The sequence below is a fragment of the Roseateles sp. GW821-FHT03B02 genome, assembly GCF_059421025.1.
The window spans coordinates 479,555-501,610 of the sequence record NZ_JBWKUV010000004.1 but is presented as its reverse complement, the minus strand read 5'-3'; the positions used below and the strand labels follow the sequence as shown (position 1 = coordinate 501,610).

Here is a 22,056-nt window from a genome sequence, read left to right as displayed (position 1 = left end):
CCTAGGCCAGATACGGCGCGAGTTCGGCCCGCCAGTCGGCGATCTTGTCGGCCAGGCTGCGCCCGGCATGGGCGGGGCTCGTCGACGGCAGGCGCAGCACCGGCACGCCGGGCTCGCCCAGCGCCAGCAGCGTCTGCCGGTGGGCCAGCGCACCGTTGCAGGCGATGGCCCTCAGCCCGGGCAGACGAGCGACTAAATGCGGCAGATCGCTTGGCACCGCAGCCTCGATGGCCGTGTCCAGGCTGCCCTCGCGGCGGCAGGCCGCCACGGCGTCCCACAGCGCCACGCGATGCGCTCGCAGGGCCTGCAACCGGTCGGCATAGGCCCGTGCGGCCAGATCGACCTCGCCCAGCAGCGCCGCCATGATCGGCCAGAAGGCATTGCGGGGGTGGGCGTAGTACTGCGCCGCCTGCAGCGAGGCCGCGCCGGGAAAGCTGCCCAGCACCAGCAGGCGCGCCCGCGCGTCGAACACCGGCGCCAGCCCGACGAGGCGCTCAGACTCGGGGTTTGCGGGATTTGCCGCCGCTGCGGCGGGCTGCGAGGATGTACGCGTCTTCAAGCGAGGATGGAAATGATGAACACGGAAGCCATCTGGCAGTTTCTCAGCACGCAGGGCGTGGACTTCGGCCTCAAGGTGCTGGCCGCCATCGCAGCCTGGGTCGTGGGCCGCTGGCTCATCGGCCTGGCGCTGCGCGTCTTCACGGCGGCGCTGGAGCGCGGCCGGCGCATCGACTCGACGCTGGCCACCTATCTGCGCTCCATTCTCAGCGTGCTGCTGAATATCGTCCTCATCCTCGCCATCCTGGACATCTTCGGCGTCAAGACCACCTCCTTCGCCGCGCTGCTGGCCGGCGCGGGCTTGGCCATCGGCACGGCCTGGGGCGGGCTGCTGACACATTTCGCGGCCGGTGTCTTCATGCAGGTGTTGCGGCCCTTCAAGGTGGGCGACTTCGTGCAGGCCGGCGGCGTCACCGGCACGGTCAGCGAGATCGGCCTGTTCGGCACCACCATCACGACACCCGACAACGTGCAGACCATCGTCGGCAACAACACCATCTTCAACAGCGCCATCCAGAACTTCTCCGCACTGCCCCATCGCCGCGTGGACTGCCTGGCCAAGGTCGCCAACAGCGTGGACCCGCTAGATGCCATCGGGAAACTCAGGCCGGCCATCGCCGCCATCCCCAACGTGATGTCCAGCCCCGCGCCCGACATCGAGATCCTGCAGTTCACGCCCGAGGGCCCGCTGCTGTGCGTGCGGCCCTACTGCCACACCGACCACTACTGGCAGGTCTACTTCGACGTGCACAAGGCCGTGGTCGCCACCTTCGGCGCGGCCGGATATCCGGTGCCGGAGACGCCGCTGGCGCCGCGCAACCGCTGATCGCCATGGCCGACCTGATCGCCCGCATTGCCGGGCTATGGCGCTACCCGGTCAAGTCCTGCGCCGGCGAAGCCGTGGACTCGCTGGCGCTGGACGCCGACGGCTGGCCCCACGGCGACCGCGGCTGGGGCATCGCCGACGCGAGCGGCGAGCTGACCTGGATGGGCGCACACCCCCGCCTGGCTCTCGTCCAGGCACGCTGGCTGGCGGGTGAACTGGCGCTGCAAGCCGAAGGCCGCCTGCTGCGAGTACCCGAGGACGGCGGCACGCTGGTCGGCGTGCGCGCCTGGAATGGCGAGCGCCAGGACTTCGACGCCCTGCAGGCCTGGGATGCCGGCGACGACGCGGCCGCCCTGCTGCGCGCAACGACCGGCGAGCGACTGCGCCTGGTGCGCCTCTCGGCCCAAGCCCGGCGCCGCCCCGTGCTGAACGCGCTGCACCTCGTCGGCGACGGCTCGCTGCAGACCTGGCGCGAGGCCATGGGCCAGCCGCTGCATCGCCCCGTCGAGCGCGCCCGCGCCAATCTGTTGCTGCGCGCCGATGAGGGCGGCGCCCTGCCCCCTTTCATCGAGGACATCCTCGCCGAAGCCCGCATCGGCACGCTGAGCCTGCACCGCACAGCGCCCTGTGTGCGCTGCGCGATGCCCACCATCGACCCGGCCACCGGCACACCCCAGCCGCAGGTGCTGGACGCGCTGACCCGGCTCAGCGCCGAACGCGCCCCCGGCACGCCGGTGCAATTCGGCATCTATGTCCGCGGCAGTGGCGCGGGTGAACTTCGTCTGGGCGACCGCGTGGAGCTGTCGCTGGACTTCGGCGACGCCTGATCAGACCGGCAGCCGCGGCAGAGCGGCGCGCGCATTCGCGCTCGTGATGGCAGCGGTTCGTTCCGGCGTCCAGCCCCGCAGCGCGGCCAGGCTCGCGGCAATGCGCGGCAACTCGGCCGGCTCGTTGCGCCCCTGGCCCGGCTGGGCCTCGCGCTCGGCTGCCGTCTTGTAGAGCCAGTGCGGCGGGATGTCCGGCGCGTCGGTCTCCATCACCAGGGCCGCCTCCGGCACGACGGCCGCGATGCGCCGGATCTGCTGCGCGCGCTCGAAGGTCAGCGTGCCGCCGAAGCCGAGTTTGAAGCCAAGGGCAATGAAGGCCTGTGCCTGCTGTTCGCTGCCGTTGAAGGCATGGGCAATGCCGCCCTGCGTGAAGCCGACGCGGCGCAGACCTGCGAGCAGTTGGTCGGCGCTCTTGCGCACATGCAGCAGCACCGGCAGGCCGGCGCGCGCGGCGAGCCTGAGCTGCTCGACGTAGAAGCGCTGCTGCGTGTCGGGGTCCAGCCCGGGCACAAAGAAGTCCAGCCCGATCTCGCCGACAGCCACAAGCCGCGGGTCGGTGCGGTGCGCCTGAAGCGCATCGGCCAGCGTGTCCAGGTCGCCGGCCCGGGCTCGCATCACGTACAGCGGATGAATGCCCAGCGCGTAGGCAAAGCCGTGCTGGAGGGCCAGCCGCCGCACCGTATCGAAATTGGCCGCCTCTACGGCGGGGATGACGATCTGCGTGACGCCCGCGGCCTGGGCCCGCGCAACGACGGCCTCACGGTCGGCATCGAACTCGGCCGCGTCCAGGTGGCAGTGGGTGTCGATCCACACTGCCGTTCTCCATCAGCGGAAGACGACCGTGCGGTTGCCGTTCAGCAGCACGCGATGTTCCGCATGCCACTGGATGGCCCGCGCCAGCGCCACGCATTCCATGTCTCGGCCGATGCCGACGAGCTGCTCCGGCGGCATGCTGTGGTCGATGCGGGCGACCTCCTGCTCGATGATGGGCCCCTCGTCGAGATCGCTGGTCACGTAGTGGGCCGTCGCGCCGATCAGCTTCACGCCGCGCTCGTAGGCCTGATGGTAGGGCTTGGCGCCCTTGAAGCTGGGCAGGAAGCTGTGGTGGATGTTGATCGCCCGGCCCGACAGGTCGCGGCACAGCTCGGGCGACAGGATCTGCATGTAGCGGGCCAGCACGACGAGGTCGATCAGGTTGTCGGCCACCACCTCGCGGATCTTGGCCTCCTGGGCTGCTTTTTGCGCGTCGGTGGCGCCCAGCAGCGGGAAGTGGTGGAAGGGAATGTTGTGCGAGGCCGCGAGCTGGTAGAAGTCGCGGTGGTTGGACACGATGGCCGGGATCTCGACGTTCAGATGCCCGGTCTGCACGCGGAACAGCAGGTCGTTCAGGCAGTGGCCGAGCTTGGACACCAGCAGCAGCACGCGCGTCTTGCGGGCCCGGGCCACCAACTCCCAGTCCATGTCGAACTGGGCGGCCAGCGGCGCGAACGCGGCCTGCAGCGCAGCTTCCTCGGCCGCCGCCTCGAACTCGATGCGCATGAAGAAGCGCGCGTGGTCGGCATCGCCATGCTGGTGCGAGGTGATGATGTTGCCGCCCTGCTGCAGCAGCACGCCGGTGACGGCGTGGACGATGCCGGCGCGGTCAGGACAGGAGAGCTTGAGGATAAAGCGCGGATTCATGCGGGACTCGAAGAGAACTGGCCCGCCACCAGGCGCAGCTGCCGGTCGCAGCGCGCCGCCAGGTCGCGGTCGTGGGTGACGAGGACGAAGGCCGTGCCGGACTCGCGGGCGCGCTCCAGCATCAGCTCGAAGACGGCCGCGGCGGTGTCGCGGTCCAGATTGCCTGTGGGCTCGTCGGCCAGCACGCAGGCCGGCCGAGTGACCAGGGCGCGGGCAATGGCCACGCGCTGGCGCTCGCCGCCGGAGAGCTCGCCCGGCCGGTGCTGCACGCGGTCCTTCAGGCCGACGCGGGCCAGCATTTCGGCGGCCGTGGCGCGCGCCTCGGCAGGCGGCTGGCGGCGAATGCGCAGCGGCATGGCCACGTTGTCCAGCGCGCTGAACTCGGGCAGCAGGTGGTGGAACTGGTAGACAAAGCCCAGGTGCTGGTTGCGCCAGCGTCCGCGCTCGGCCTCGTCCATGCCGGCCAGGCCGCGGCCCATCAGCGTGACGGCGCCCGAGCTCGGCGCATCCAGCCCGCCCAGCAGGTGCAGCAGCGTGCTCTTGCCCGAGCCCGACGCGCCGACGATGGCCAGCGTCTCGCCCCGCGCGACATGCAGGTCCACGCCCTTGAGCACGGTCACGTCCAGGCCGCCCTCGCTGAAGCGGCGGGTGAGGCCGGTGGCATTCAGGATGAGGTCACTCATAGCGCAGCGCCTCCGCCGGCTGCACGCGGCTGGCGCGCCAGCTCGGGTAAAGCGTGGCGAGGAAGGACAGGGCCAGGGACACGACCGCGATGGGAACGATGTCGCCGCGCTGCGGGTCGCTGGGCATCTGGCTGATCACGTAGATGCTGCCCGGCAGGAAGCTGACGTTCAGCAGGTGCTCGATGGTCGGCACGATGATGTCGATGTTGCAGGCCACCAGCAGGCCGAGCAGCACGCCCGCCAGCGTGCCGATGACGCCTGACACGGCGCCCTGCACGATGAACACGCCCATGATGGAGCGCGGGCTGGCGCCCAGCGTGCGCAGGATGGCGATGTCGCTCTGCTTGTCGGTCACCGTCATGACCAGCGTGGAGACGAGGTTGAAGGCCGCGACCGCGACGATCAGCGTCAGGATGATGCTCATCAGCCGCTTCTCGACCTGCACGGCGTCGAACCAGGTCGCGTTGGACCGCGTCCAGTCGCGCACCAGGATCTCTGGGCCCATCGCAGCGGCCAGCTCGCCGGCCACGCGGCGGGCGTCGTGCACGTCGCGCAGCCTGAGCTGCACACCGGTGGGGCCGTTGGTGCGGAAGAGGCGGGCCGCGTCGTCTACGTGTACCAGGGCCAGGCCCGAGTCGTACTCGTAGTGGCCGGCGCTGAAGGTGCCAACGACGTTGAAGCTCTTGAGCCGCGGCACGACGCCGGCCGGCGTGACCTGACCACCGGGCGCCACGATGGTGATCTTGTCGCCCTCGCGCACGCCCAGCTGGCGCGCCAGCTCGGCGCCCAACACGATGTTCCAGGCGCCGGCCTGCAGGCGGGAGAAGACGCCGTCCTTCAGCGCGGCACCCAGCCCGGTGACGGTGGCCTCCTCGGCCGGCGAGATGCCGCGGATGATGGCTCCGCGCATGTCCTCGCCGCGGGCGATCAGGCTCTGGCTGGCCACGAAGGGGGCCGCGCCGACGACGGCCGGGTTCTGGCGCGCCTTGGCCGCGGTGGCCTGCCAGTCGGGCAGGGCCTGGCCAGAATAGTCCAGCAGCTCGACGTGGGCGATGACGTTGAGCATGCGGTCGCGCACTTCCTTCTGGAAGCCGTTCATCACCGAAAGCACAATGATGAGCGCTGCCACACCGAGCGCGATGCCGAAGATGGACACGCCCGAGATGAAGCTGATGAAGCGGTTGCGCCGCCCGCCGCGGCCGGCGCGCGTGTAGCGCCAGCCGACCTGGAGTTCAAACGGCAGGGTCATGGGGCTTTGCAAAGGCGTGCGGCATGGGGCCGGGATGGTAACTGGCGGCCCGTGGGGAGAATGGCGTCATGGCCCTTCCGGAGTCACGATGAAGCCCTTGTCCGCCCTGTTGGCGGCCTGTCTGCTGACAGGCACGCTGGCTGCCCCCGCCACCGCCCTGCCCGATCTCGTCGTGCTGGTGCGGCATGCCGAGCGCGCCACCGAGCCCGCCGGCGACCCCGCGCTGACGCCGGCGGGTGAGCAGCGTGCCCAGGCACTGGCCCTGGCGCTGGCCGGCCTGCGCGTGAACGCCATCCTGACAACGCAGTTCCGCCGCACCCGCGACACGGCCGCGCCGCTGGCCCGGGCGCTGGGCCTGCAGCCACGCGTGGTGGACGTCAAAGGCCCGGCCCATGTCCAGGCCGTGGCGGATGCGGTGCGTGCGCAGAGCGGCGTCGTCCTCGTCGTCGGCCACAGCAACACCGTGACGGCCGTGCTCGCCGCCCTGGGCGGGCCGAAGCTGGCCGACCTGTGCGAGATGAGCTTCCACCACGCCTTCGTGCTGCAGCCCCTGGTTGAGCCGCCGCGCTGGGCGCAGTTCAGCTACGGCGCACCGGGTGCGTCGCCAGAGGCGGACTGCCTCTAGTTCCCGCCGCGCTTGAGCTCCCACTGCGCGAGCGTGAACTCGCGGTAGGGCACGGCCTGCGTCGTCAGCGTGCGCTCGAACCACGGCAGGGCCTCGCCACGCCGGCCCTGGGCCGCGAGCTGCTGGCCGATGAAGAAATAGGCCTCGGCCAGACGCAGCCGCTCGGTCTCGGGCTTCTCGCGTGCCAGCCTGAGCAGGGCTTCGCGGTCCAGGCTGCCGCCGAGGTAGCTCAGCAGCGCGCCGCTCCACTGGCTGGCGTCGGCCGCGGCCAGCTCATCGGCAATGGCGGCCTTGCCGCGGCCGCCCTGCTGCTCGGCCGCAAGGTAGAGCCACAGCAGCGTGAACTGGCGCGACTCGCCACTGGCGTTGGCGGCGCTGTCGCGCAGCGCGGCCTCGGCGCGGGCGTAGTCGCCCAGCATGTAGTGCGTCGTGCCCAGCCAGCTGCCGCTGGCGCCGCTGAGCGTGGCCTGTTGGTTGAAGGCTCCCAGCGCCTCGGTCGGCCGGCCCAGGCCGATCAGCGCCACGCCACGGGCTTCCTGCGCCGCACCCCCCTCCTCCCCTTCGGCGCGGATGGCCAGGGCGGCGTCGGCATCGGCCAGCGCGGCCGCGAAGTCGCCCAGCTGGTTCTGCGCCTGGGCGCGCTCCACGCGGGCCCGGGCGGCCAGCCGGCTGTCGGGCGCCACCTGGGCCAGCAGCTGGCCGTCGATGAGCCGGCTGACTTCGTTGCCTAACAGGATCTCCCACAGCGCATCGGGCTTGGCGCCGTTGCGAAAGCGCGCCATGCGCTGGGCCACCTCGGCAAAGGGTGCTTCCAGCGCCTTGCGATCGACGAGGTTGAGGTGCAGGCGCTGCGCGCCCAGCATCTGGCGCGCCCTGCCCACGCGCTCGCGGTAGGCGTCCACGTCAGCCGGCAGCACCTCGTCGGCGCGGCGCTCCACGCGGCTGATGAACTGGACCGTCGCCCCGCTGACCTCCACGCGGCTCGTGAACGCGAAATGCTTGTCGGCAAGCTGCTGCGGCGCCGGCGGCTGGGTGCTGAAGGGCCGCGAGCCGGTGACGCTGACACGCAACTCGGCCGAGCGCGTGGCGTCCAGCTGGAAGGGGTAGCGGCGGCGCGCCTCGGGCGGCACCGGCAGCGCGTCGGTCAGCTCTGCGGCGGGGAATTCCAGATCGAGCCAGCCGCGCTGATAGCGGCCGATGGCGGGGTGCTCGAAGTGCAGCGTCAGCACCCACTCGTTGCTGTCGCGGTCGTCCGCCACCTCGGGCTGGCCGACGCTGACCAGGCCCGGCAGCAGGCGCACATAGGCGCCGCCGATGGACTCGGCCAGGCGCTCCAGGCCGGCCATGGCGAGGTGGGCGCGCCAGCGTTCGGCGGCCAGGCCCGCAGCCTTGAACCGGGTGGTCAGCCGCGGCGAGCGGGCCAGCTCGCTGAAGTCCCAGTCCTGGCGGAAGGCCAGCGCGTCCTGCGCGAAGGCGGGCGGCTGCACCGCCTGCGGCCCGGTCTCGCCCAGGCCGACGACGAGGGCGGCGCCATAGCGGAAGTAGCCGCGCTTCTCCAGCGAATAGCCCTGTCCGTTCATCGTCGGGTCCAGGAAGTAGACCGTGTCGCCCAGCTTCACGCGGCTGATGACGTGGTCGAACTGGTCATGCGAAGGCAGGTAGTTGGCAATGCCGCGGTTGCGCGCCATCGACACCAGCGCCGGCCGGGCGTCGACGCCCATGGCGCCGAGCAGGCTGTTGAGCAGCAGGGTCTTGTCCTTGCAGTCGCCCAGGCGTTCGGCCAGCGTCCTCGCGGCGGGCTTGGGGCGGTGCGAGCTCTCGCCGAGCGAGGCCGAGAAGTAGCGCACCTCGTCCTGCACGAAGCGCAGCACGGCAGCCACCTGCTGCTCGGGCGTGCCGCCGGCAGCCTTGAACTCGGCGGCCTTCTCGGCGACGCCGGCGGCCTGGGCGTCGGTGGCGAAGAGCCGCTGCGCCCACTGGTCCACCTCGGCCCAGCTGCCGTATTCGCTGACCTGCAGCGCCGGGTAGACCTTGAACCAGGGCGGCGTGCTGGCCTCGTCGGGCACGGCCGGCACGCGTTCACGCAGCACACGGATGACCTGACGGCCACCTTCCTCGAAGCGTTCGGGCACGAGATCGGCGGCCAGCGCCCTGACCTGCAGGCGGCGCTCGGGCGGCGCCTCGATGCGCAGGTGCAGGCGCTCCACCGGCGCGTCCGACGCCAGCTGCATCAGCGCCGAGTAGCGGCCCTCGAAGATGGGGTTCTCGCCCTCCAGCGTGTAGGCCACGTCCACCACGTCGCCCACGCGCACGTCGCTGAGCACGACCAGGGCCGTGCGCACGCCGTCGATGAGCTGGCGCTCCAGCTGCTGCTCGCGGCGCATCAGCTCCACGCGCGCGTCCTTGAGCCGGTCCAGCCGCTCGCCGCTGCGCAGCACGGCCAGGCTGTGGATGACAAGCTGCTGGTAGGCGGGGTTGAAGCTGATCTGCGGCTCGGACACCTCGCGCAGCGTGGACGTGTCCAGCGCTTCATGCTGCAGGTGGATGTAGGTGGCCGTGGCCGACTTCGGCAGCAGTTGCACCTGCACGTCCACCAGCGGCTCGCGGCGTGCCTTGGCGCCTGGCGTGGCAGCGCGGGCTTCGGTGGCGGGCGGCAGCGGCCTGACCCAGGTCGGCACCGGGCCGTAGCGGTAGCCGGCACCCGCAGGCACGGCAGGGTGGGCGGCGGCAAGCCTGATCGCAGGCTTGGCGACGGGCTTGGTCGGCGCTTGTGCAGCAGCCGTCCCCAGCGAGAAGGCCAGCAACAGTGCTGGCCAGAACTTCAAACGCATCCACGTCCTCCCGGCATACCCGCCCAATTGTGGGGGCTGAGCCCGGGAGGGGACTCGTCATGCCCGCCGGTCTGCATGCCGGCGCTCCCTTGTCAGGCGTCACGCGGTGCGCAGGCACTGCGCTAGGTCCCGACTCAGTGCAGCATTTGCTCGACTTCAGCGGCTGGATCGCCAGCGGCGGCGATGCGCGCCGCCAGCAGCTCCAGGTCCAGATGCAGGTGCTCGATCAGCTCGGGCACGGCCAGCTTCAGCGCCTGCACCGGCTCGTCATGGTGCTCGGCGGCGTCCGCCAGCACTTCGGCCACGTGCAGCACGGCAGCGATCAGCGAGAAGGGGCGGACCTCCAGCGGCGTGTTGGCGTCCCTGAAGGCTTCCACCAGCGCATGCGGGAAATGCCAGTGCGCCGCGAGCGACGCCGTCACGTCGGCGTGAGTACAGCCGAAACGGTGCTCCTCCAACGAGAAGCGGCTGCCCGGCTCGGCGGCATGGGCCTCGACGTCGGCCACCAGATGCGGCTCGTCGATGGCCATCAGCAACTGGCCGGTGCGCAACATCAAGCCGGCAAGGTAGGCCGTGTCAGCCGTGGCCGCGTCGGCGCCCAGCATACGGGCGAGGATGCGCGCGTAATTGGCCGTGGCCACGCTGTGGCGCCAGAAGAGCGCGCGGTCCAGGCCCTGGATGGTGGGGAAGGCGCCGCTCAGGCAGGCCGCCATGGCCAGGTTTCTCAGCGTCTCCAGGCCCAGCGCGTGGGCCGCGTCGACGACGGTGGCGATCTGGTGCGAAGGGCTGTAGTGGGCGGTGTTGGCCAGGCGCAGCACCTTGGCGGTCAGTGCGCCGTCCTTCTCGATCAGGCCAGCGATCTGACTCAGGCCGATGTTGTCTTGGTCGAAGCTCCTAAGCAGCCGGGCTGCCACCTCGGGCATGGTGGGCAGGGCGTTGTGCTTCACGAAGAAGCGTTCCGCAGCAGCACTCATCTGGACCTCCGCAGGCGACGATGACCGGACCAGTCTAGGACGAAGGCCCCTTCAACGCCACGGCGCTTACGCGCGCTAAACAATCAGCAACGCGCGGAAGTCGTTGACGTTGGTGAAGCTCGGCCCCGGCACCAGCAGGTCGCCCAGCGGCTCGAAAAAGCTGGCGCTGTCGTGGGCGTCCAACAAGGCCTGCGGATTCAGGCCCAGCGCGCGGGCGCGGGCCAGGCTGGTGGGCGTCAGCAGCGCACCAGCGTGCGGGCCGACGCCGTCGATGCCGTCGGTATCGGCGGCCAGGCCGTAGACACCCGGTTCGCACTGCAGGGCCAGCGCGCAGCCGAGCAGGAACTCGGTGGCTCGGCCGCCCTTGCCGGCAGGCTTGGTCGCATCGACCGTCACCGTCGTCTCGCCGCCGGACAGGATGACGCAGGGCTTGGTGAAGGGCTCTCCACGGCGTGCGATGGCGCGGGCCAGCGCCGCGTGCACACCGCCGACGACGCGTGACTCGCCCTCCATCTCGTCGCTGAGGATGTGGGCGTCCATGCCCTGCGCCAGCGCGAAGCCGGCCGCGGCTTCGAGGCTCATCTGCGGCGTGGACAGCATGACCAGCTCGTGGCCGGCCAGGCGCGCGTCGCCGGGCTTGGGCGTCTCGAAGGCGCCCGAGGCGAGGCCGGCCAGCGCTGCGGGCGGCAGCTCGATGCGGTAGCGGCGACAGATGGCCAGCGCGTCCGCGCAGGTGGTCGCATCGGCCACCGTGGGGCCGGAGGCAATCACGGCCGGGTCATCGCCGGGCACGTCGCTGATGGTCAGCGTCAGCACGCGCGCGGGGGCGCAGGCCGCGGCCAGGCGCCCGCCCTTGATGGCGGACAGGTGCTTGCGTACGCAGTTCATCTCGCCGATGGCCGCGCCGCTGTTCAGCAGCGCGCGGTTGACGGCCTGCTTGTCGGCCAGGGTCAGGCCCGGCGCAGGCAGGCTCATCAGCGCGGAGCCGCCGCCCGAGATGAGGCAGATGACGAGGTCGTCGGCGGTGAGCCCGCGGGTCAGCGCCAGCAGCCGTTCGCTGGCGGCCAGGCCGGCGGCGTCGGGCACGGGGTGGGCGGCCTCGACGACCTGCAGCCGACGCGGCTTGTAGCCGGGCGGCACGTGGCCGTAGCGCGTGATAACGAGGCCCGTCAGCGGCGCGTCGGCCGGCCACGCGGCCTCCAGCGCCTGGGCCATCGAGCCGCCCGCCTTGCCGGCGCCGAGCACCAGGGTACGGCCCCTCGGAGGCGCTGGCAGGTGGCCGGCGAGCACTTCCCCGGGAAGTGCGCGGGCCACTGCCACGTCATAGAGCTGGCGCAGCAGCGTGCGGGGGTCGAGTGTCATGGTTGCAGTGCCCAGCGGCCGATCAGTGCCCGCTCGTCTTCAGTGAGGCCGGTGGCGTTGTTCAGCGGCATGGCGCGCTGCACGACGACCTGCTGGTAGATCCGGGCCTTGTGCGCAGCCAGGGCCTCGGCGCTGTCCAGCCGCACGCCCTTTTGCGCCACCTCGCCGCTGTGGCAGGCCAGGCAGCGCTGGCCGGCGATGGCCTGCACCTGTTCCAGCGTGGCCGGCGCGGCCGACGCGGCGGCCTGCGGCGGCGGCGCCATCCAGGCAATCAGCCCCCCCAGCAGCACGAGCGCCAGCACCACCGCCCCCCAGCTGTTGACGCCCTTGTGCCGCTTGACGAAGAACACGCGGATGGCCACGCCCGCGACCATCAGCACGCACAGCACGACCCAGTTGTAGCGGTGCTGGTACAGCATGCCGTAGTGGTTGCTCAGCATGGCCACCAGCACCGGCAGGCCGAACCAGGTGTTGTGCACGCTGCGCTGCTTGCCGCGCGCACCGTGGATCGGGTCGGGCTTCTGGCCGGCGCGCATCTGCGCGATCACCTTCTTCTGGCCCGGGATGATCCAGTGCGCGACGTTGGCCGTCATCATGGTGGCGAGCGTGGCGCCGACAATGAGGAAGGCCGCCCGGCCGGCAAACAGCTGGCAGGCCAGCCAGCTCGCGAAGATGATGAACACCGCCACCACGGCCAACACGCGGCCGTCGTTGCCGACGGCGCCGTCCCGAGTGCGGCCCAGCGTCAGGCAGGCGATGTCGTAGACGCCCGTGCCGACGACGAGAAAGGCGAGCGCCGCGCACACCGCCTGCCAGGGCGCGCCCCAGGCGAACACGCGCGCATCGATCAGCATCTGGCTGGCGTTGAAGAGGTAGAGCACGACGAACAGCGCGAAGCCGCTCATCCACGTCCAGTAGCTCTCCCAGTAGAACCAGTGCAGGTCCTGGGGAAGATTCCCCGGCGCCACCATGTACTTCTGCGGGTTGTAGAAGCCGCCGCCATGCACGGCCCAGAGCTCGCCGTCCACGCCCTTGGCCTTGAGGTCGACGGCCTGCGGCTTGACGAGGTGGTTGTCCAGCCACACGAAGTAGAAAGACGCGCCGATCCAGGCGATGACGGTGATGACGTGCAGCCAACGCAGCAGCAGGTTGGCCCAGTCGATGAGATAGATGTCCATGAGCGGTGGTGTTCTCTCACGGCCCCACCACGGCGGGTGCTGTGAGGCCTCAAGCGTCGCGTCCACGGGCACGGCGGCAGCCGGCCCGACACCGCGGCGACAGGGGCGCAGTGTAGGCAGACGCGCGCCACCGCCAAGCCGCGTGATCTACACCACGCCCGGCGGACCGCCTAACACCCCAGAATAGCCACATGCCGCCAAGCCCAGCCCGCACGAATCGTCCCTGCATCTGGCGCCCGGCCATGGCCGCGCTGCTGGCGGGGCTGGCCGGCCCGCCCGCCCAGGCTCAGACCCAGGCGCCGGTGCGCATCGCCACCAATGTCGAGCGCAGCTATTTCCCGCCGGCAGAGGCCCTGCTGCGCAAGGCCTACGCCACGCTGGGCATGGAGGTGGAGTTCGTGCCCTGGCCGCTGCCACGCGCCCAGGTGGAGATGCAGGCCGGGCGGCTCGACGGCGTGGCCATGCGCACGGAGCCCTACTTCGACCAGTTCCCCGTGGCCCGCAAGGTGGACGTGCCGCTGCTGCAGCTCTACCTGTACGCCTATGCCCGGCCGCCCTGCCCGCGTGCCGTCGCCCCCGAAGAATTCGCGCGCAAGCGCGTCAGCGTGCAGCGCGGCATGGTGGCGGCCGAGGCCCTGGTTCCGGAAGCCTCGCGGCTGCCGGCCAACACGCCCAGCGATGCCTTCCTGAACCTCGCCACCGGCGCGGCCGACTACGCATTGACCCTCACCACCAGCTGGATGGCGGAGATGCCGGTCGTGACCCGCCAGGGCGCCGTCTGCGTGGTGCCGACGCCGATGGGACGCTCCACGCTGTTCCACGGCGTGCACGAATCCCACGCCGCCTGGGTGCCGCGCCTGGAACAGGCCCTGCGCGCCATGCGCGACCGCGGCGAGCTGCAGCAGGCCTGGCAGGACTACGAACGGGAACTCGCCGGGCAGGATCTGCACGCCCAGCCGGGGCGCAGCCTCGTGGTCATGCCGGCAGCGCCAGGATCTGGGCCAGCACGGCCACCGCGATGACCGCGGGCTGCTTGCCGGCCACGCCCGCCACGCCGACGGGGCAGACGACGCCGGCCAGCTCCGCCTCGGTGAAGCCACGCGCCTGCAGGCGCTGACGAAAGCTCGCCCATTTCGTGCGGCTGCCGATCATGCCGATGAAGGCCAGGTCGCCGCGCTCGCGCTGGCGCTTCAGGCAGTCGGCGACGATGTCGAAGTCCTGCGCATGGTTGTGCGTCATGACCAGCACGGCCGAACCGGGCGCCAGCTCGCCCACCGCATCGGCCGGCGGGTCGCAGGCCTCCTGGCGCCAGCCACGCCCGGGCGGCTGGGCGGGGAACTGATCCTCGCGGCTGTCGATCCAGTGCAGCGCCAGCGGCAGGTCGCGGGCGATGTGGGCGATGGCCAGGCCGACATGGCCCGCGCCGAACAGCGCCAGCGGGCGCAGCGCAGGCTGGGGCAGGCGCGCGCCCAGGTCCTCGCACGCTGCGACGTGCTCGAAACGCAGCCAGACGACGCCGCCGCAGCATTGGCCCAGGCTCGGGCCGAGGGGGTAGCGCACCTCGTCAGCCAGCTCGCCGCCGGCCAGCGCAGCGCGGGCGCGGGCGATCGCGTCGAACTCCAGATGGCCGCCGCCGACGGTGCCGGTGATGCCATCGGCCGCCACCGCCATCCAGGCGCCCACCTCGCGCGGCACGCTGCCGGTGGTGCGCGCGACGGTGACGAGGATCAGCACATCAGCTGCCACGGTAGGTCGAGTAGGCCCAGGGCGACGCCAGCAGGGGCACGTGGTAGTGGCTGTCAGCGTCGGCGATGCCGAAGTCCAGCGGCACTTCGTCGAGGAAGGCCGGCTCCGGCAGCGTCTCGCCACGGCCTCGGAAATAGGCGGCCACCTCGAAGACCAGGCGGTAGCGGCCGGCTGTGAAGGTCGCGCCCTCCAGCACCGGGCCCTCGGCGCGGCCGTCGGCGTTCAGGTGCAGGCTGCGCAGCCATTTGGGGCCTTCCGCGTCGAAGCGGTAAAGGCGCACGGCCATGCCGGCGGCCGGGCAGCCGTTGGCGGTGTCCAGCACATGTGTTGTGAGCTTGCCCATGGAATCTCCATCGATTGATGCAAAGTGTAGGGATGAGCACACCCCATCAGCCGCGGTATCCCCGCGACCTCGTCGGCTACGGCGAGAACCCGCCGCACGCGCAATGGCCCGGGGGCGCGCGGGTGGCTGTGCAGTTCGTGCTGAACTACGAGGAAGGCGGCGAAAACTCGGTGCTGCATGGCGACGCCGGCAGCGAGCAGTTCCTGTCCGAACTGTTCAACCCGGCCAGCTACCCGGCGCGGCACCTGAGCATGGAAGGCATCTACGAGTACGGCTCGCGCGTCGGCGTGTGGCGGCTGCTGAAGGAGTTCGAGCAGCGCGCGCTGCCGCTGACGGTCTTCGGCGTCGGCATGGCGCTGGAGCGCCACCCGGACGTGACCCAGGCATTCGTCGAGCTCAACCACGAGATCGCCTCCCATGGCTGGCGGTGGATCCACTACCAGGCCATGGAAGAGGACACCGAGCGCGCCCACCTGGCCCAGGCCATGGCCAGCCTGAAGCGCCTGACCCTGGGCCGCGACCCGCACGGCCTGGGCTGGTACACCGGACGCGACAGCCCCAACACGCGCCGCCTGGTGGCCGACTTCGGCGGCTTCGAGTACGACAGCGACTACTACGGCGACGACCTGCCCTTCTGGCTGCAGGTGAAGAAGACCGATGGCAGCCTGGCACCCCATCTGGTCGTGCCCTACACGCTGGACTGCAACGACATGCGCTTCGCGCTGCCGCAAGGGTTCAGTCATGGCGAGCCCTTCTTCGAGTACCTGAAGGACACGTTCGACGTGCTCTATGCCGAAGGCGCCGAGAGCCCGAAGATGATGAGCATCGGCATGCACTGCCGGCTGCTCGGCCGCCCCGGGCGCATGCGCGCGCTGCAGAAGTTCCTCGATCACATCGAGGCGCACGACCGCGTGTGGGTCTGCCGGCGGCTGGACATCGCGCGGCACTGGAAAGCCGTTCACCCCTTTGACGCCAGGACGGCCTTCGTCTGGGAATGATGACCCTCGATCAACTGAACAACGCCAGCACCGCCGACTTCATCGCCCTGCTGGACGGCACCTACGAACACTCGCCCTGGATCGCCGAGCGCGCCGCGGCGGCTCGCCCCTTCGCTACGCTCGCCGCGCTGAAGGTGACCCTGGCCCGCGTGGTGCGTGAGGCCAGCGTCGACGAACAGCTGGGCCTGATCCGCGCCCACCCCGAGCTCGCCGGCAAGGCCGCCGTGGCGGGCGAGCTGACGGCGGAGTCGACGAACGAGCAGCAGAAGGCGGGGCTGACGGCCTGCACGTCCGACGAGTTCGCCAAGCTGCAAAAGCTCAACGCCGACTACAACGCGCGCTTCGGCTTCCCCTTCATCCTGGCCGTGCGCGGGCCGCGCGGCACCGGTTTCACCCGGCAGGAAATCATCGCGACCTTCGAGCGCCGGCTGCGCGCCCATCCGGACGTCGAACGCGCCGAATGCCTGCGCCAGATCCACCGCATCGCCGAAATCCGGTTGAACGACAAGTTCGGCGCGAAGCCTGAATTGGGCGAGCAGCTCTGGGACTGGGCCGCTGCCCTGGTCGCACACAGCGACACCGAGGACTTCCTGACCTGCACCTATGCCACGCCTGCCCACACGGCCGTCGCCGAACAGTTGATGGCGTGGATGCGCGATTGCGGCTTCGACGAGGTGAGTCGCGACGCGGTGGGCAATGTCGTCGGCGTCTACAACGGCACCGGCGACAAGACGCTGCTCACCGGCAGCCACTACGACACCGTGCGCCGCGCCGGCCGCTTCGACGGGCGGCTGGGCATCTTCGTGCCCATGCTGGTGGTGCGCGAGTTGCACCGCCGGGGCAAACGCCTGCCCTTCAGCATCGAGGTCGTCGGCTTCTCCGAGGAGGAGGGCCAGCGCTACGCCGCCACCTTCCTGGCCTCCAGCGCGCTGACCGGCGCGTTCGATGCGGCCTGGCTGGACCAGACCGACGCCGAGGGCGTCACGCTGCGCGACGCGATGACGTCTGCCGGCCTGCCGGGCACGCTGGACGCGATTGCCGCGCTCAAGCGCGACCCCAGCCGCTACCTCGGCTTCGTCGAAGTCCACATCGAGCAGGGACCGGTCCTGGACAGCCTGGACCTGCCGCTGGGAATCGTCACCAGCATCAACGGCAGCCGCCGCTATACCGGCGAGATCGTCGGCCTGGCCAGTCATGCCGGCACCACGCCCATGGGCCAGCGCCGCGACGCCGCAGCGGGCGCGGCCGAGCTGATCCTGTTCTGCGAGCAGCGCGCCGCGGCCGTGCCCGATGTCGTCGCCACGGTGGGCATGCTGGAAGTGCCTTCGGGCTCCATCAACGTCATCCCCGGCCGCTGCCGCTTCAGCCTGGACCTGCGCGCGACGACCGATGCGGCCCGCGACGCGCTGGATGCCGATGTGCGCGCCAGGTTGGAGGAGATCTGCCAGCGCCGCGGCCTGAGCTTCACGCTGCAGCCGACACTGGCGGCCAACGCTGCGCCGAGCGCTCCGGCCTGGCAGGCGCGCTGGGAGGCCGCCGTCACCTCGCTCGGCCTGCCCCTACACCGACTGCCCTCTGGCGCCGGCCACGACGCGATGAAGCTCCACGAACTGCTACCCCAGGCCATGCTCTTCGTGCGCGGCGGCAACGGCGGCATCAGCCACAACCCGCTGGAGTCGGTGACGGTGGATGACGCCGAACTGTCCATTCGGGCGTTTGAAAGTTTGCTCAATTCCCTATGACTCATGACCGCACTGACGCCTGGATCGGCGAACACTTCGACGACGAAGTCCGCTTCCTCCAAGCCCTCGTCCGCATCCCCACCGACACCCCGCCCGGCAACAACGCCCCGCATGCCGAGCGCACCGCCGAGCTGCTGACCGAACTCGGCTTCGAGGCCGAGCAGCACGCCGTGCCGGCCGCAGATGTGCAGGCCGCCGGCATGCAGTCCATCACCAACCTGATCGTGCGCCACCGCTTCTCCGAAAACGGCCCGACGATTGCGCTGAACGCGCACGGCGATGTGGTGCCGCCGGGCGAGGGCTGGACGCACGATCCCTACGGCGCCGAGATCGTGGACGGCAAGCTCTATGGCCGCGCCTCGGCCGTCAGCAAGAGCGACTTCGCGACCTACACCTTCGCGCTGATGGCGCTGAAGAACTCGGGCCTGCCGCTGAAAGGTGCCGTCGAGCTTCACTTCACCTACGACGAGGAGTTCGGCGGCGAGCTCGGTCCGGGCTGGCTGCTGAGCCAAGGCCTGACGAAACCCGACTACCTCATCGCCGCCGGCTTCAGCTACCAGGTCGTCACCGCCCACAACGGCTGCCTGCAGATGGAGGTGACGCTGCACGGCCTGGCCTCGCACGCGGCCTATCCCAGCACGGGCATCGATGCGCTGCAGGCCGCCAACAAGCTGCTCACGGCCCTCTATGCCCACAACGACCTGCTGAAGACGCGCCGCTCCGCGGTGCCGGGCATCACCCACCCCTATCTGAACGTCGGCCGCATCGAGGGCGGCAGCAACACCAACGTCGTGCCGGGCAAGGTGGTGCTGAAGCTGGACCGCCGCATGATCCCCGAGGAAGACCCGGCGGCGGTGGAGGCCGAAGTGCGCGCGCTGATCGAGGCCGCGGTCGCCCAGAGCCCCGGCGTCAGGCTGGAAATCAAGCGCCTGCTGCTGGCCCATTCCATGAAGCCGCTGCCGGGCGCCGCGCCGCTGGTGGCTGCACTGCAGAAGCACGGCCAGGCGGTGTTCGGCGAGGAGATTCCCACCTCGGGCACGCCGCTCTACACCGACGTACGCCTCTACACGGCCCACGGCATCCCGGCCGCCATCTACGGCGCCGGGCCGCGCACGGTGCTGGAGAGCAATGCCAAGCGCGCCGACGAGCATCTGGTGCTCGATGACCTGAAGCGCGCCACCCAGGTGGTGGCCCGCACGCTGGCCGAGCTACTGGCCGGCTGAGGCCAGCCTGAGCATCTCGCGCCGCTGGGCCAGTTCCGCCGGCGGCCAGGGGCTCCAGTCGGGGCGCTGGGCAAATAGGCCGTAGAGCGCCTGCAGGTTGCCCAGCACCTGGGGGTCGCGGGGCGACAGGGCCAGTGCGGCCAGCAGGCGTTGCGACAGCTGTTCCGCCGCCGCAGCGGTGGCCGGTGTGCCGGCCAGTGCCGCCACCGCCGCGAGGTTGGTACCGGCTGCGCTCGCCGGCAGGCGCTGCAGCGCGGTGCCGAACAGCTCGGCGGCCTCGCCGCTGCGGCCCTGACTCCACGCGAGCTGGCCGCGCAGCGCGGCCCCGATGCCCCAGGCGCTGGGTGCGAGGTCGGCCGGCACGGCGCGCTCGTAGCGCGCAAGGCCGGCGTCGACCGCGCGCGCCATGCGCTCGCGTTCGGCGGGCGGCAGCCCCCCCACCTGCAGGCGCAGCCAACCGGCAATGGCGTCGGCAAAGTCCAGCTCGGGCAGCCAGCGTGCCAGCGACCACTCGGCCACGTCGCCCGGGGTGCGGGCGCGCACCCAGCCCGCGGGCAGCCCGATGCGCATGGGCACCACGCGCATCCAGTCGCCACGCGCCTCCACGATGGCATACGGGAAGCTCTGGGACGCCGAGCGACCGATCTCCACGCCGGGCGCGGCCTCGTCCGGCTGCTGGCGCACCTGCAGCGCGGCACGCGAGGCCTTGTCGATGGCGGCCAGCTCGTCGAGCCGGATGCGCCGCGGCGCAAAGGCCAGGGCCTGGGCCGGCAGTGCGGCGCTGAACCTCGCGCCGCCCCATTCCAGGCCCAGGGTCTCGGGCGCGAGGCCTTGAGCACCCTGGCGCGCGAAGCGCAGGTAGGTCTGCAGGAAAAGCTCGCCGTCCTGCTCGAACAACCGCCCCCAGATGGCCAGCACGGCCTGGCCACGCGCCAGCGTGCCGGAGGGTGTGCCGATGCGGCTGACGATGGTGAGCACCTGCTCGACGTCGCAGCTCATGCGCGGCTCGGCCACCAGGTCCACCGCACCGATGGAGCCGTACTTCAGCATGGCCATCAGCAGTTGCAGATGTGCCAGCGACGAGATCTGGCGGCTGGCGGCCTGCAGCGCATCGCCGCCAGCATCCGCACGCCAGGGCAGCACCAGCGCGTTGACGGCCGCACCACGGAAGACAACCGGTGCGGAGCAGGCCCGGATGTCCATCGCCCGCGCCGGCAGGGCCAGCGCGGCCAGCGTCAGGAGGATGAGGAGGCGGCGCATCACTGGCCTCCCGCGCAGGGCTGGGCCGGGTTCTGCAGGCGCAGCAGCCCGGTCTTGGGATAGGCCGCATCGGCCAGGGCCTCGCGCAGCGTGCGGCCGGCGCTGTCCTGCACGAAGCCCTGCAGCGCCGCCAGTTCGGCCTTGGTGCGGCCGCCGATGGGCCGCTTGAGCATGGCGCCCAGCAGGCTGGCCGCGCGGCAAAGGTTGGCGTGCGCGGGCTCGTAGGCCCGCTCGCGCAGCAGCTTCAGGCCCAGGGCGCTGGCGATGAAGGCGTCCAGGTCCAGCGGGCGCGAGATGAGCTGCACGGCGTCCTGCGTGGGCGCGGCGCCGGCCTCGGGGTAGCGCAGGCGCTGCAACCCGGCCGGCACGGCCTCGCGCTGGTCGGCCGCAAAGCGCAGCGGCACCAGCAGGTAGTTGATCTGCGCGGACAGGGCCGGCGGCGTGCCGTCACGGTCGACGACACCCCAGACCTCGAGCAGCACGCGCTGATCGTTGAGCTGCTCGACGAGCTCGGCGCTGAACTCGCTGCCGTCCAGCGCCGGCACGCGCCGCGGGCAGGCGCGGAAGGCCACCGGCGTGGCGCCGGGGTTGATCCAGCGCTCGTCGCGCTCCTGGTCGAGCTCGAACTGCAGCTTGTTCAGGAAGCGCTCGACGGCCGCCCGGTCCGGCAGGGCCGCGCCGCTGGGTTCACTGAGCAGCACCGTGAAGCGCCCCGGCGCCGGCGCGCAGTTGACGACCGCCGCCTGCGCCTGGGCGCCGAGCAGCAGGACCAGCGCGATGGTCGGGATCGCCTGCTTCATGGCTTCACTCCAGGTTGGCGATGGCCTGCTCGGCCGCAGCCTTCAGGCTGGCGTAGCCGTCGGGCGTGATCGGCGTGTCCGCGCTGAGCCGCTGGTCGAGCTCACCCGGCTTGCCGGTGGCCGCCGCGCGGGCGAAGTCGAGGTAGCGGCGCAGCTGCGGCAAGGCCTTGACGCAGCCGTTGTCGCCGATGAGTTCGATGAGGTTGCGATGCGCACCGACGCCGTAGTGCCGGTTGCGCTTGAGCAGCAGTGGCGGCAGCACCCGGCACAGCGTCTCGGGCTGGCGCACGGCCAGGGCCTCCAGCCCACGCATCGCCGCGACGCCATGGAGATCGGGCCGGCGCAGCTCCATCAGCAGCGCCGGCAGCGCTGGCTCGCCGAAGGAGGCCAGCACGACGGCGGCGTTGTTCAGCTTGTCGCTGTCCTGCTCCTCGGTGAGCTTCTGTAGCACCGCCAGCATCTCTTTCGTGTAGCTCAGGTCGAGCTGGCGCTGCTTGATGGCGAGGTCCACCGAGTCCTTGATCCAGAAGCCCAGCACCAGCACGACGACGCTGGCCAGCAGCTTGGGCGCTTCGGCGCCCATCCAGCCGAGCAAGCGGGCGGGCAGTTGCTTGGGCGCTGCGGCGGGGGTTTCCATTGACGCAGTGTCGGCCGGCGCGCGCCAGCTGCACAACCCCAGTTTGTCGGACGCCCTCGCGCTGCATGCCCGGGGCGACGCCGGGTGGCCTCCTAGAATGAGCCGCCATGCCCGCCGCCCACCGCGCCCAGCCCCGCCGCCAGATCTGGTGGCTGCTGGCCGTGTTCCTGCTCGGCGTGCTGGCACCCGGCGTCAGCGCGGCGCTGGCGCATGCGCGGGGCGGTTTCGCGGCCTGGCAGGACGTCTGCCGGTCGCCCGCATCGGCGACGGCTGCCAAGCCCAAGCCCATCGAAGCCGCGCTGGATCTGCTGACCCAGGGCCATTGCCCCGCCTGCCACCTGGGCAGCACCGATCTCATCGAACCTCCTGCGGTGCCCGCGCTGCAGTTGCGCGACGACCTGGTGCTGGAAGCCCCCGAGCGCTTCTGGACCGCGCCGGTCACGGCCCACGCCTGGCGTCCTGCCAGCGCACGCGCCCCGCCCGGGCCGATCTGAGTCATCCGCCGCCGCGGCCG

22 protein-coding genes are annotated in these 22,056 nt (G+C 71.1%); 8 read left to right on the top strand and 14 right to left on the bottom strand.

Annotated features, from left to right (window positions below):
- Nucleotide 1: 1 nt before the first annotated feature.
- Nucleotides 2-559 (bottom strand): DNA-deoxyinosine glycosylase, encoded by a 558-nt coding sequence (locus tag AC07VX_RS14705; RefSeq protein ID WP_493165470.1) that lies wholly within the window; start codon nucleotides 557-559, stop codon nucleotides 2-4.
- A 15-nt stretch (nucleotides 560-574) separates the two neighbouring features.
- On the opposite strand from AC07VX_RS14705, the gene AC07VX_RS14700 reads away from it, so the two are divergent.
- Nucleotides 575-1,384 carry a mechanosensitive ion channel family protein gene (locus AC07VX_RS14700; RefSeq protein WP_493165469.1) on the top strand — a complete coding sequence of 270 codons (810 nt, stop codon included), beginning with the start codon at nucleotides 575-577 and terminating at the stop codon, nucleotides 1,382-1,384.
- Nucleotides 1,385-1,389: 5 nt separating this feature from the next.
- Nucleotides 1,390-2,211 (top strand): MOSC domain-containing protein, encoded by an 822-nt coding sequence (locus AC07VX_RS14695; RefSeq protein WP_493165468.1) that lies wholly within the window; start codon nucleotides 1,390-1,392, stop codon nucleotides 2,209-2,211.
- Here AC07VX_RS14695 and AC07VX_RS14690 read toward each other — a convergent pair whose 3' ends face one another.
- Genes AC07VX_RS14690 through AC07VX_RS14675 form a run of 4 tightly spaced genes read right to left on the bottom strand, consistent with a single transcriptional unit; the run spans nucleotide 2,212 to nucleotide 5,823 of the window.
- Nucleotides 2,212-3,024 (bottom strand): TatD family hydrolase, encoded by an 813-nt coding sequence (locus tag AC07VX_RS14690; RefSeq protein WP_493165467.1) that lies wholly within the window; start codon nucleotides 3,022-3,024, stop codon nucleotides 2,212-2,214.
- Nucleotides 3,025-3,036: 12 nt separating this feature from the next.
- On the bottom strand, nucleotides 3,037-3,891 hold the full coding sequence (gene purU, locus AC07VX_RS14685; protein WP_493165466.1) for a formyltetrahydrofolate deformylase: 855 nt from the start codon (nucleotides 3,889-3,891) through the stop codon (nucleotides 3,037-3,039).
- Complete coding sequence (gene lolD, locus AC07VX_RS14680) at nucleotides 3,888-4,574, bottom strand: lipoprotein-releasing ABC transporter ATP-binding protein LolD (RefSeq protein ID WP_493165465.1); 687 nt, start codon at nucleotides 4,572-4,574, stop codon at nucleotides 3,888-3,890. The genes purU and lolD overlap by 4 nt, the downstream gene beginning before the upstream one ends.
- Nucleotides 4,567-5,823, bottom strand: a complete 1,257-nt coding sequence (locus AC07VX_RS14675; RefSeq protein WP_493165464.1) for a lipoprotein-releasing ABC transporter permease subunit — start codon at nucleotides 5,821-5,823, stop codon at nucleotides 4,567-4,569. Before AC07VX_RS14675 ends, lolD begins: the two co-directional genes overlap by 8 nt.
- 88 nt (nucleotides 5,824-5,911) lie before the next feature.
- Here AC07VX_RS14675 and AC07VX_RS14670 point away from each other — a divergent pair, with 88 nt between their 5' ends.
- A complete protein-coding gene (locus AC07VX_RS14670; RefSeq protein ID WP_493165463.1) occupies nucleotides 5,912-6,448 on the top strand; it encodes a histidine phosphatase family protein in 537 nt (178 codons plus the stop codon).
- On the opposite strand, the gene AC07VX_RS14665 is transcribed toward AC07VX_RS14670, so the two are convergent.
- The 4 genes from AC07VX_RS14665 to AC07VX_RS14650 form a co-directional block, all read right to left on the bottom strand.
- Nucleotides 6,445-9,279 (bottom strand): DUF3857 domain-containing protein, encoded by a 2,835-nt coding sequence (locus AC07VX_RS14665; protein ID WP_493165462.1) that lies wholly within the window; start codon nucleotides 9,277-9,279, stop codon nucleotides 6,445-6,447. The two genes, AC07VX_RS14670 and AC07VX_RS14665, sit on opposite strands and share 4 nt — an antisense overlap.
- A 134-nt stretch (nucleotides 9,280-9,413) precedes the next feature.
- Nucleotides 9,414-10,253, bottom strand: a complete 840-nt coding sequence (locus AC07VX_RS14660; protein WP_493165461.1) for an HDOD domain-containing protein — start codon at nucleotides 10,251-10,253, stop codon at nucleotides 9,414-9,416.
- A gap of 75 nt (nucleotides 10,254-10,328) precedes the next feature.
- Nucleotides 10,329-11,615, bottom strand: coding sequence for a glycerate kinase type-2 family protein (locus tag AC07VX_RS14655; RefSeq protein ID WP_493165460.1), 1,287 nt, complete (start codon nucleotides 11,613-11,615; stop codon nucleotides 10,329-10,331).
- Complete coding sequence (locus tag AC07VX_RS14650; protein WP_493165459.1) at nucleotides 11,612-12,793, bottom strand: urate hydroxylase PuuD; 1,182 nt, start codon at nucleotides 12,791-12,793, stop codon at nucleotides 11,612-11,614. Before AC07VX_RS14650 ends, AC07VX_RS14655 begins: the two co-directional genes overlap by 4 nt.
- 191 nt (nucleotides 12,794-12,984) lie before the next feature.
- Between AC07VX_RS14650 and AC07VX_RS14645 the strand changes: the two genes are divergently transcribed.
- Nucleotides 12,985-13,815 (top strand): substrate-binding periplasmic protein, encoded by an 831-nt coding sequence (locus AC07VX_RS14645; RefSeq protein WP_493165458.1) that lies wholly within the window; start codon nucleotides 12,985-12,987, stop codon nucleotides 13,813-13,815.
- Here the strand turns inward: AC07VX_RS14645 and xdhC are convergent.
- Both xdhC and uraH read right to left on the bottom strand, forming a co-directional pair.
- Entirely contained in the window at nucleotides 13,769-14,539 is a 771-nt protein-coding gene (xdhC, locus tag AC07VX_RS14640) for a xanthine dehydrogenase accessory protein XdhC (protein WP_493165457.1), read from the bottom strand. The two genes, AC07VX_RS14645 and xdhC, sit on opposite strands and share 47 nt — an antisense overlap.
- A complete protein-coding gene (gene uraH, locus AC07VX_RS14635; protein ID WP_493165456.1) occupies nucleotides 14,529-14,882 on the bottom strand; it encodes a hydroxyisourate hydrolase in 354 nt (117 codons plus the stop codon). Before uraH ends, xdhC begins: the two co-directional genes overlap by 11 nt.
- Nucleotides 14,883-14,914: 32 nt before the next feature.
- Here uraH and puuE point away from each other — a divergent pair, with 32 nt between their 5' ends.
- The 3 genes from puuE to AC07VX_RS14620 are packed head-to-tail and all read left to right on the top strand — an operon-like array spanning nucleotide 14,915 to nucleotide 18,845.
- A complete protein-coding gene (gene puuE, locus AC07VX_RS14630) occupies nucleotides 14,915-15,880 on the top strand; it encodes an allantoinase PuuE (protein WP_493165455.1) in 966 nt (321 codons plus the stop codon).
- Entirely contained in the window at nucleotides 15,877-17,622 is a 1,746-nt protein-coding gene (gene uraD / locus AC07VX_RS14625; RefSeq protein WP_493165454.1) for a 2-oxo-4-hydroxy-4-carboxy-5-ureidoimidazoline decarboxylase, read from the top strand. The genes puuE and uraD overlap by 4 nt, the downstream gene beginning before the upstream one ends.
- Entirely contained in the window at nucleotides 17,619-18,845 is a 1,227-nt protein-coding gene (locus AC07VX_RS14620) for an ArgE/DapE family deacylase (protein ID WP_493165453.1), read from the top strand. The genes uraD and AC07VX_RS14620 overlap by 4 nt, the downstream gene beginning before the upstream one ends.
- Here the strand turns inward: AC07VX_RS14620 and AC07VX_RS14615 are convergent.
- The 3 genes from AC07VX_RS14615 to AC07VX_RS14605 are packed head-to-tail and all read right to left on the bottom strand — an operon-like array spanning nucleotide 18,831 to nucleotide 21,542.
- Nucleotides 18,831-20,105, bottom strand: a complete 1,275-nt coding sequence (locus AC07VX_RS14615; RefSeq protein ID WP_493165452.1) for a hypothetical protein — start codon at nucleotides 20,103-20,105, stop codon at nucleotides 18,831-18,833. The two genes, AC07VX_RS14620 and AC07VX_RS14615, sit on opposite strands and share 15 nt — an antisense overlap.
- Nucleotides 20,105-20,905 (bottom strand): hypothetical protein, encoded by an 801-nt coding sequence (locus AC07VX_RS14610; protein ID WP_493165451.1) that lies wholly within the window; start codon nucleotides 20,903-20,905, stop codon nucleotides 20,105-20,107. Before AC07VX_RS14610 ends, AC07VX_RS14615 begins: the two co-directional genes overlap by 1 nt.
- A 4-nt stretch (nucleotides 20,906-20,909) precedes the next feature.
- On the bottom strand, nucleotides 20,910-21,542 hold the full coding sequence (locus AC07VX_RS14605) for a hypothetical protein (protein WP_493165450.1): 633 nt from the start codon (nucleotides 21,540-21,542) through the stop codon (nucleotides 20,910-20,912).
- A 107-nt stretch (nucleotides 21,543-21,649) separates the two neighbouring features.
- Between AC07VX_RS14605 and AC07VX_RS14600 the strand changes: the two genes are divergently transcribed.
- Nucleotides 21,650-22,036: a DUF2946 family protein gene (locus tag AC07VX_RS14600; protein WP_493165449.1), complete on the top strand. Its 387-nt coding sequence runs from the start codon at nucleotides 21,650-21,652 to the stop codon at nucleotides 22,034-22,036.
- Nucleotides 22,037-22,056 lie beyond the last annotated feature (20 nt).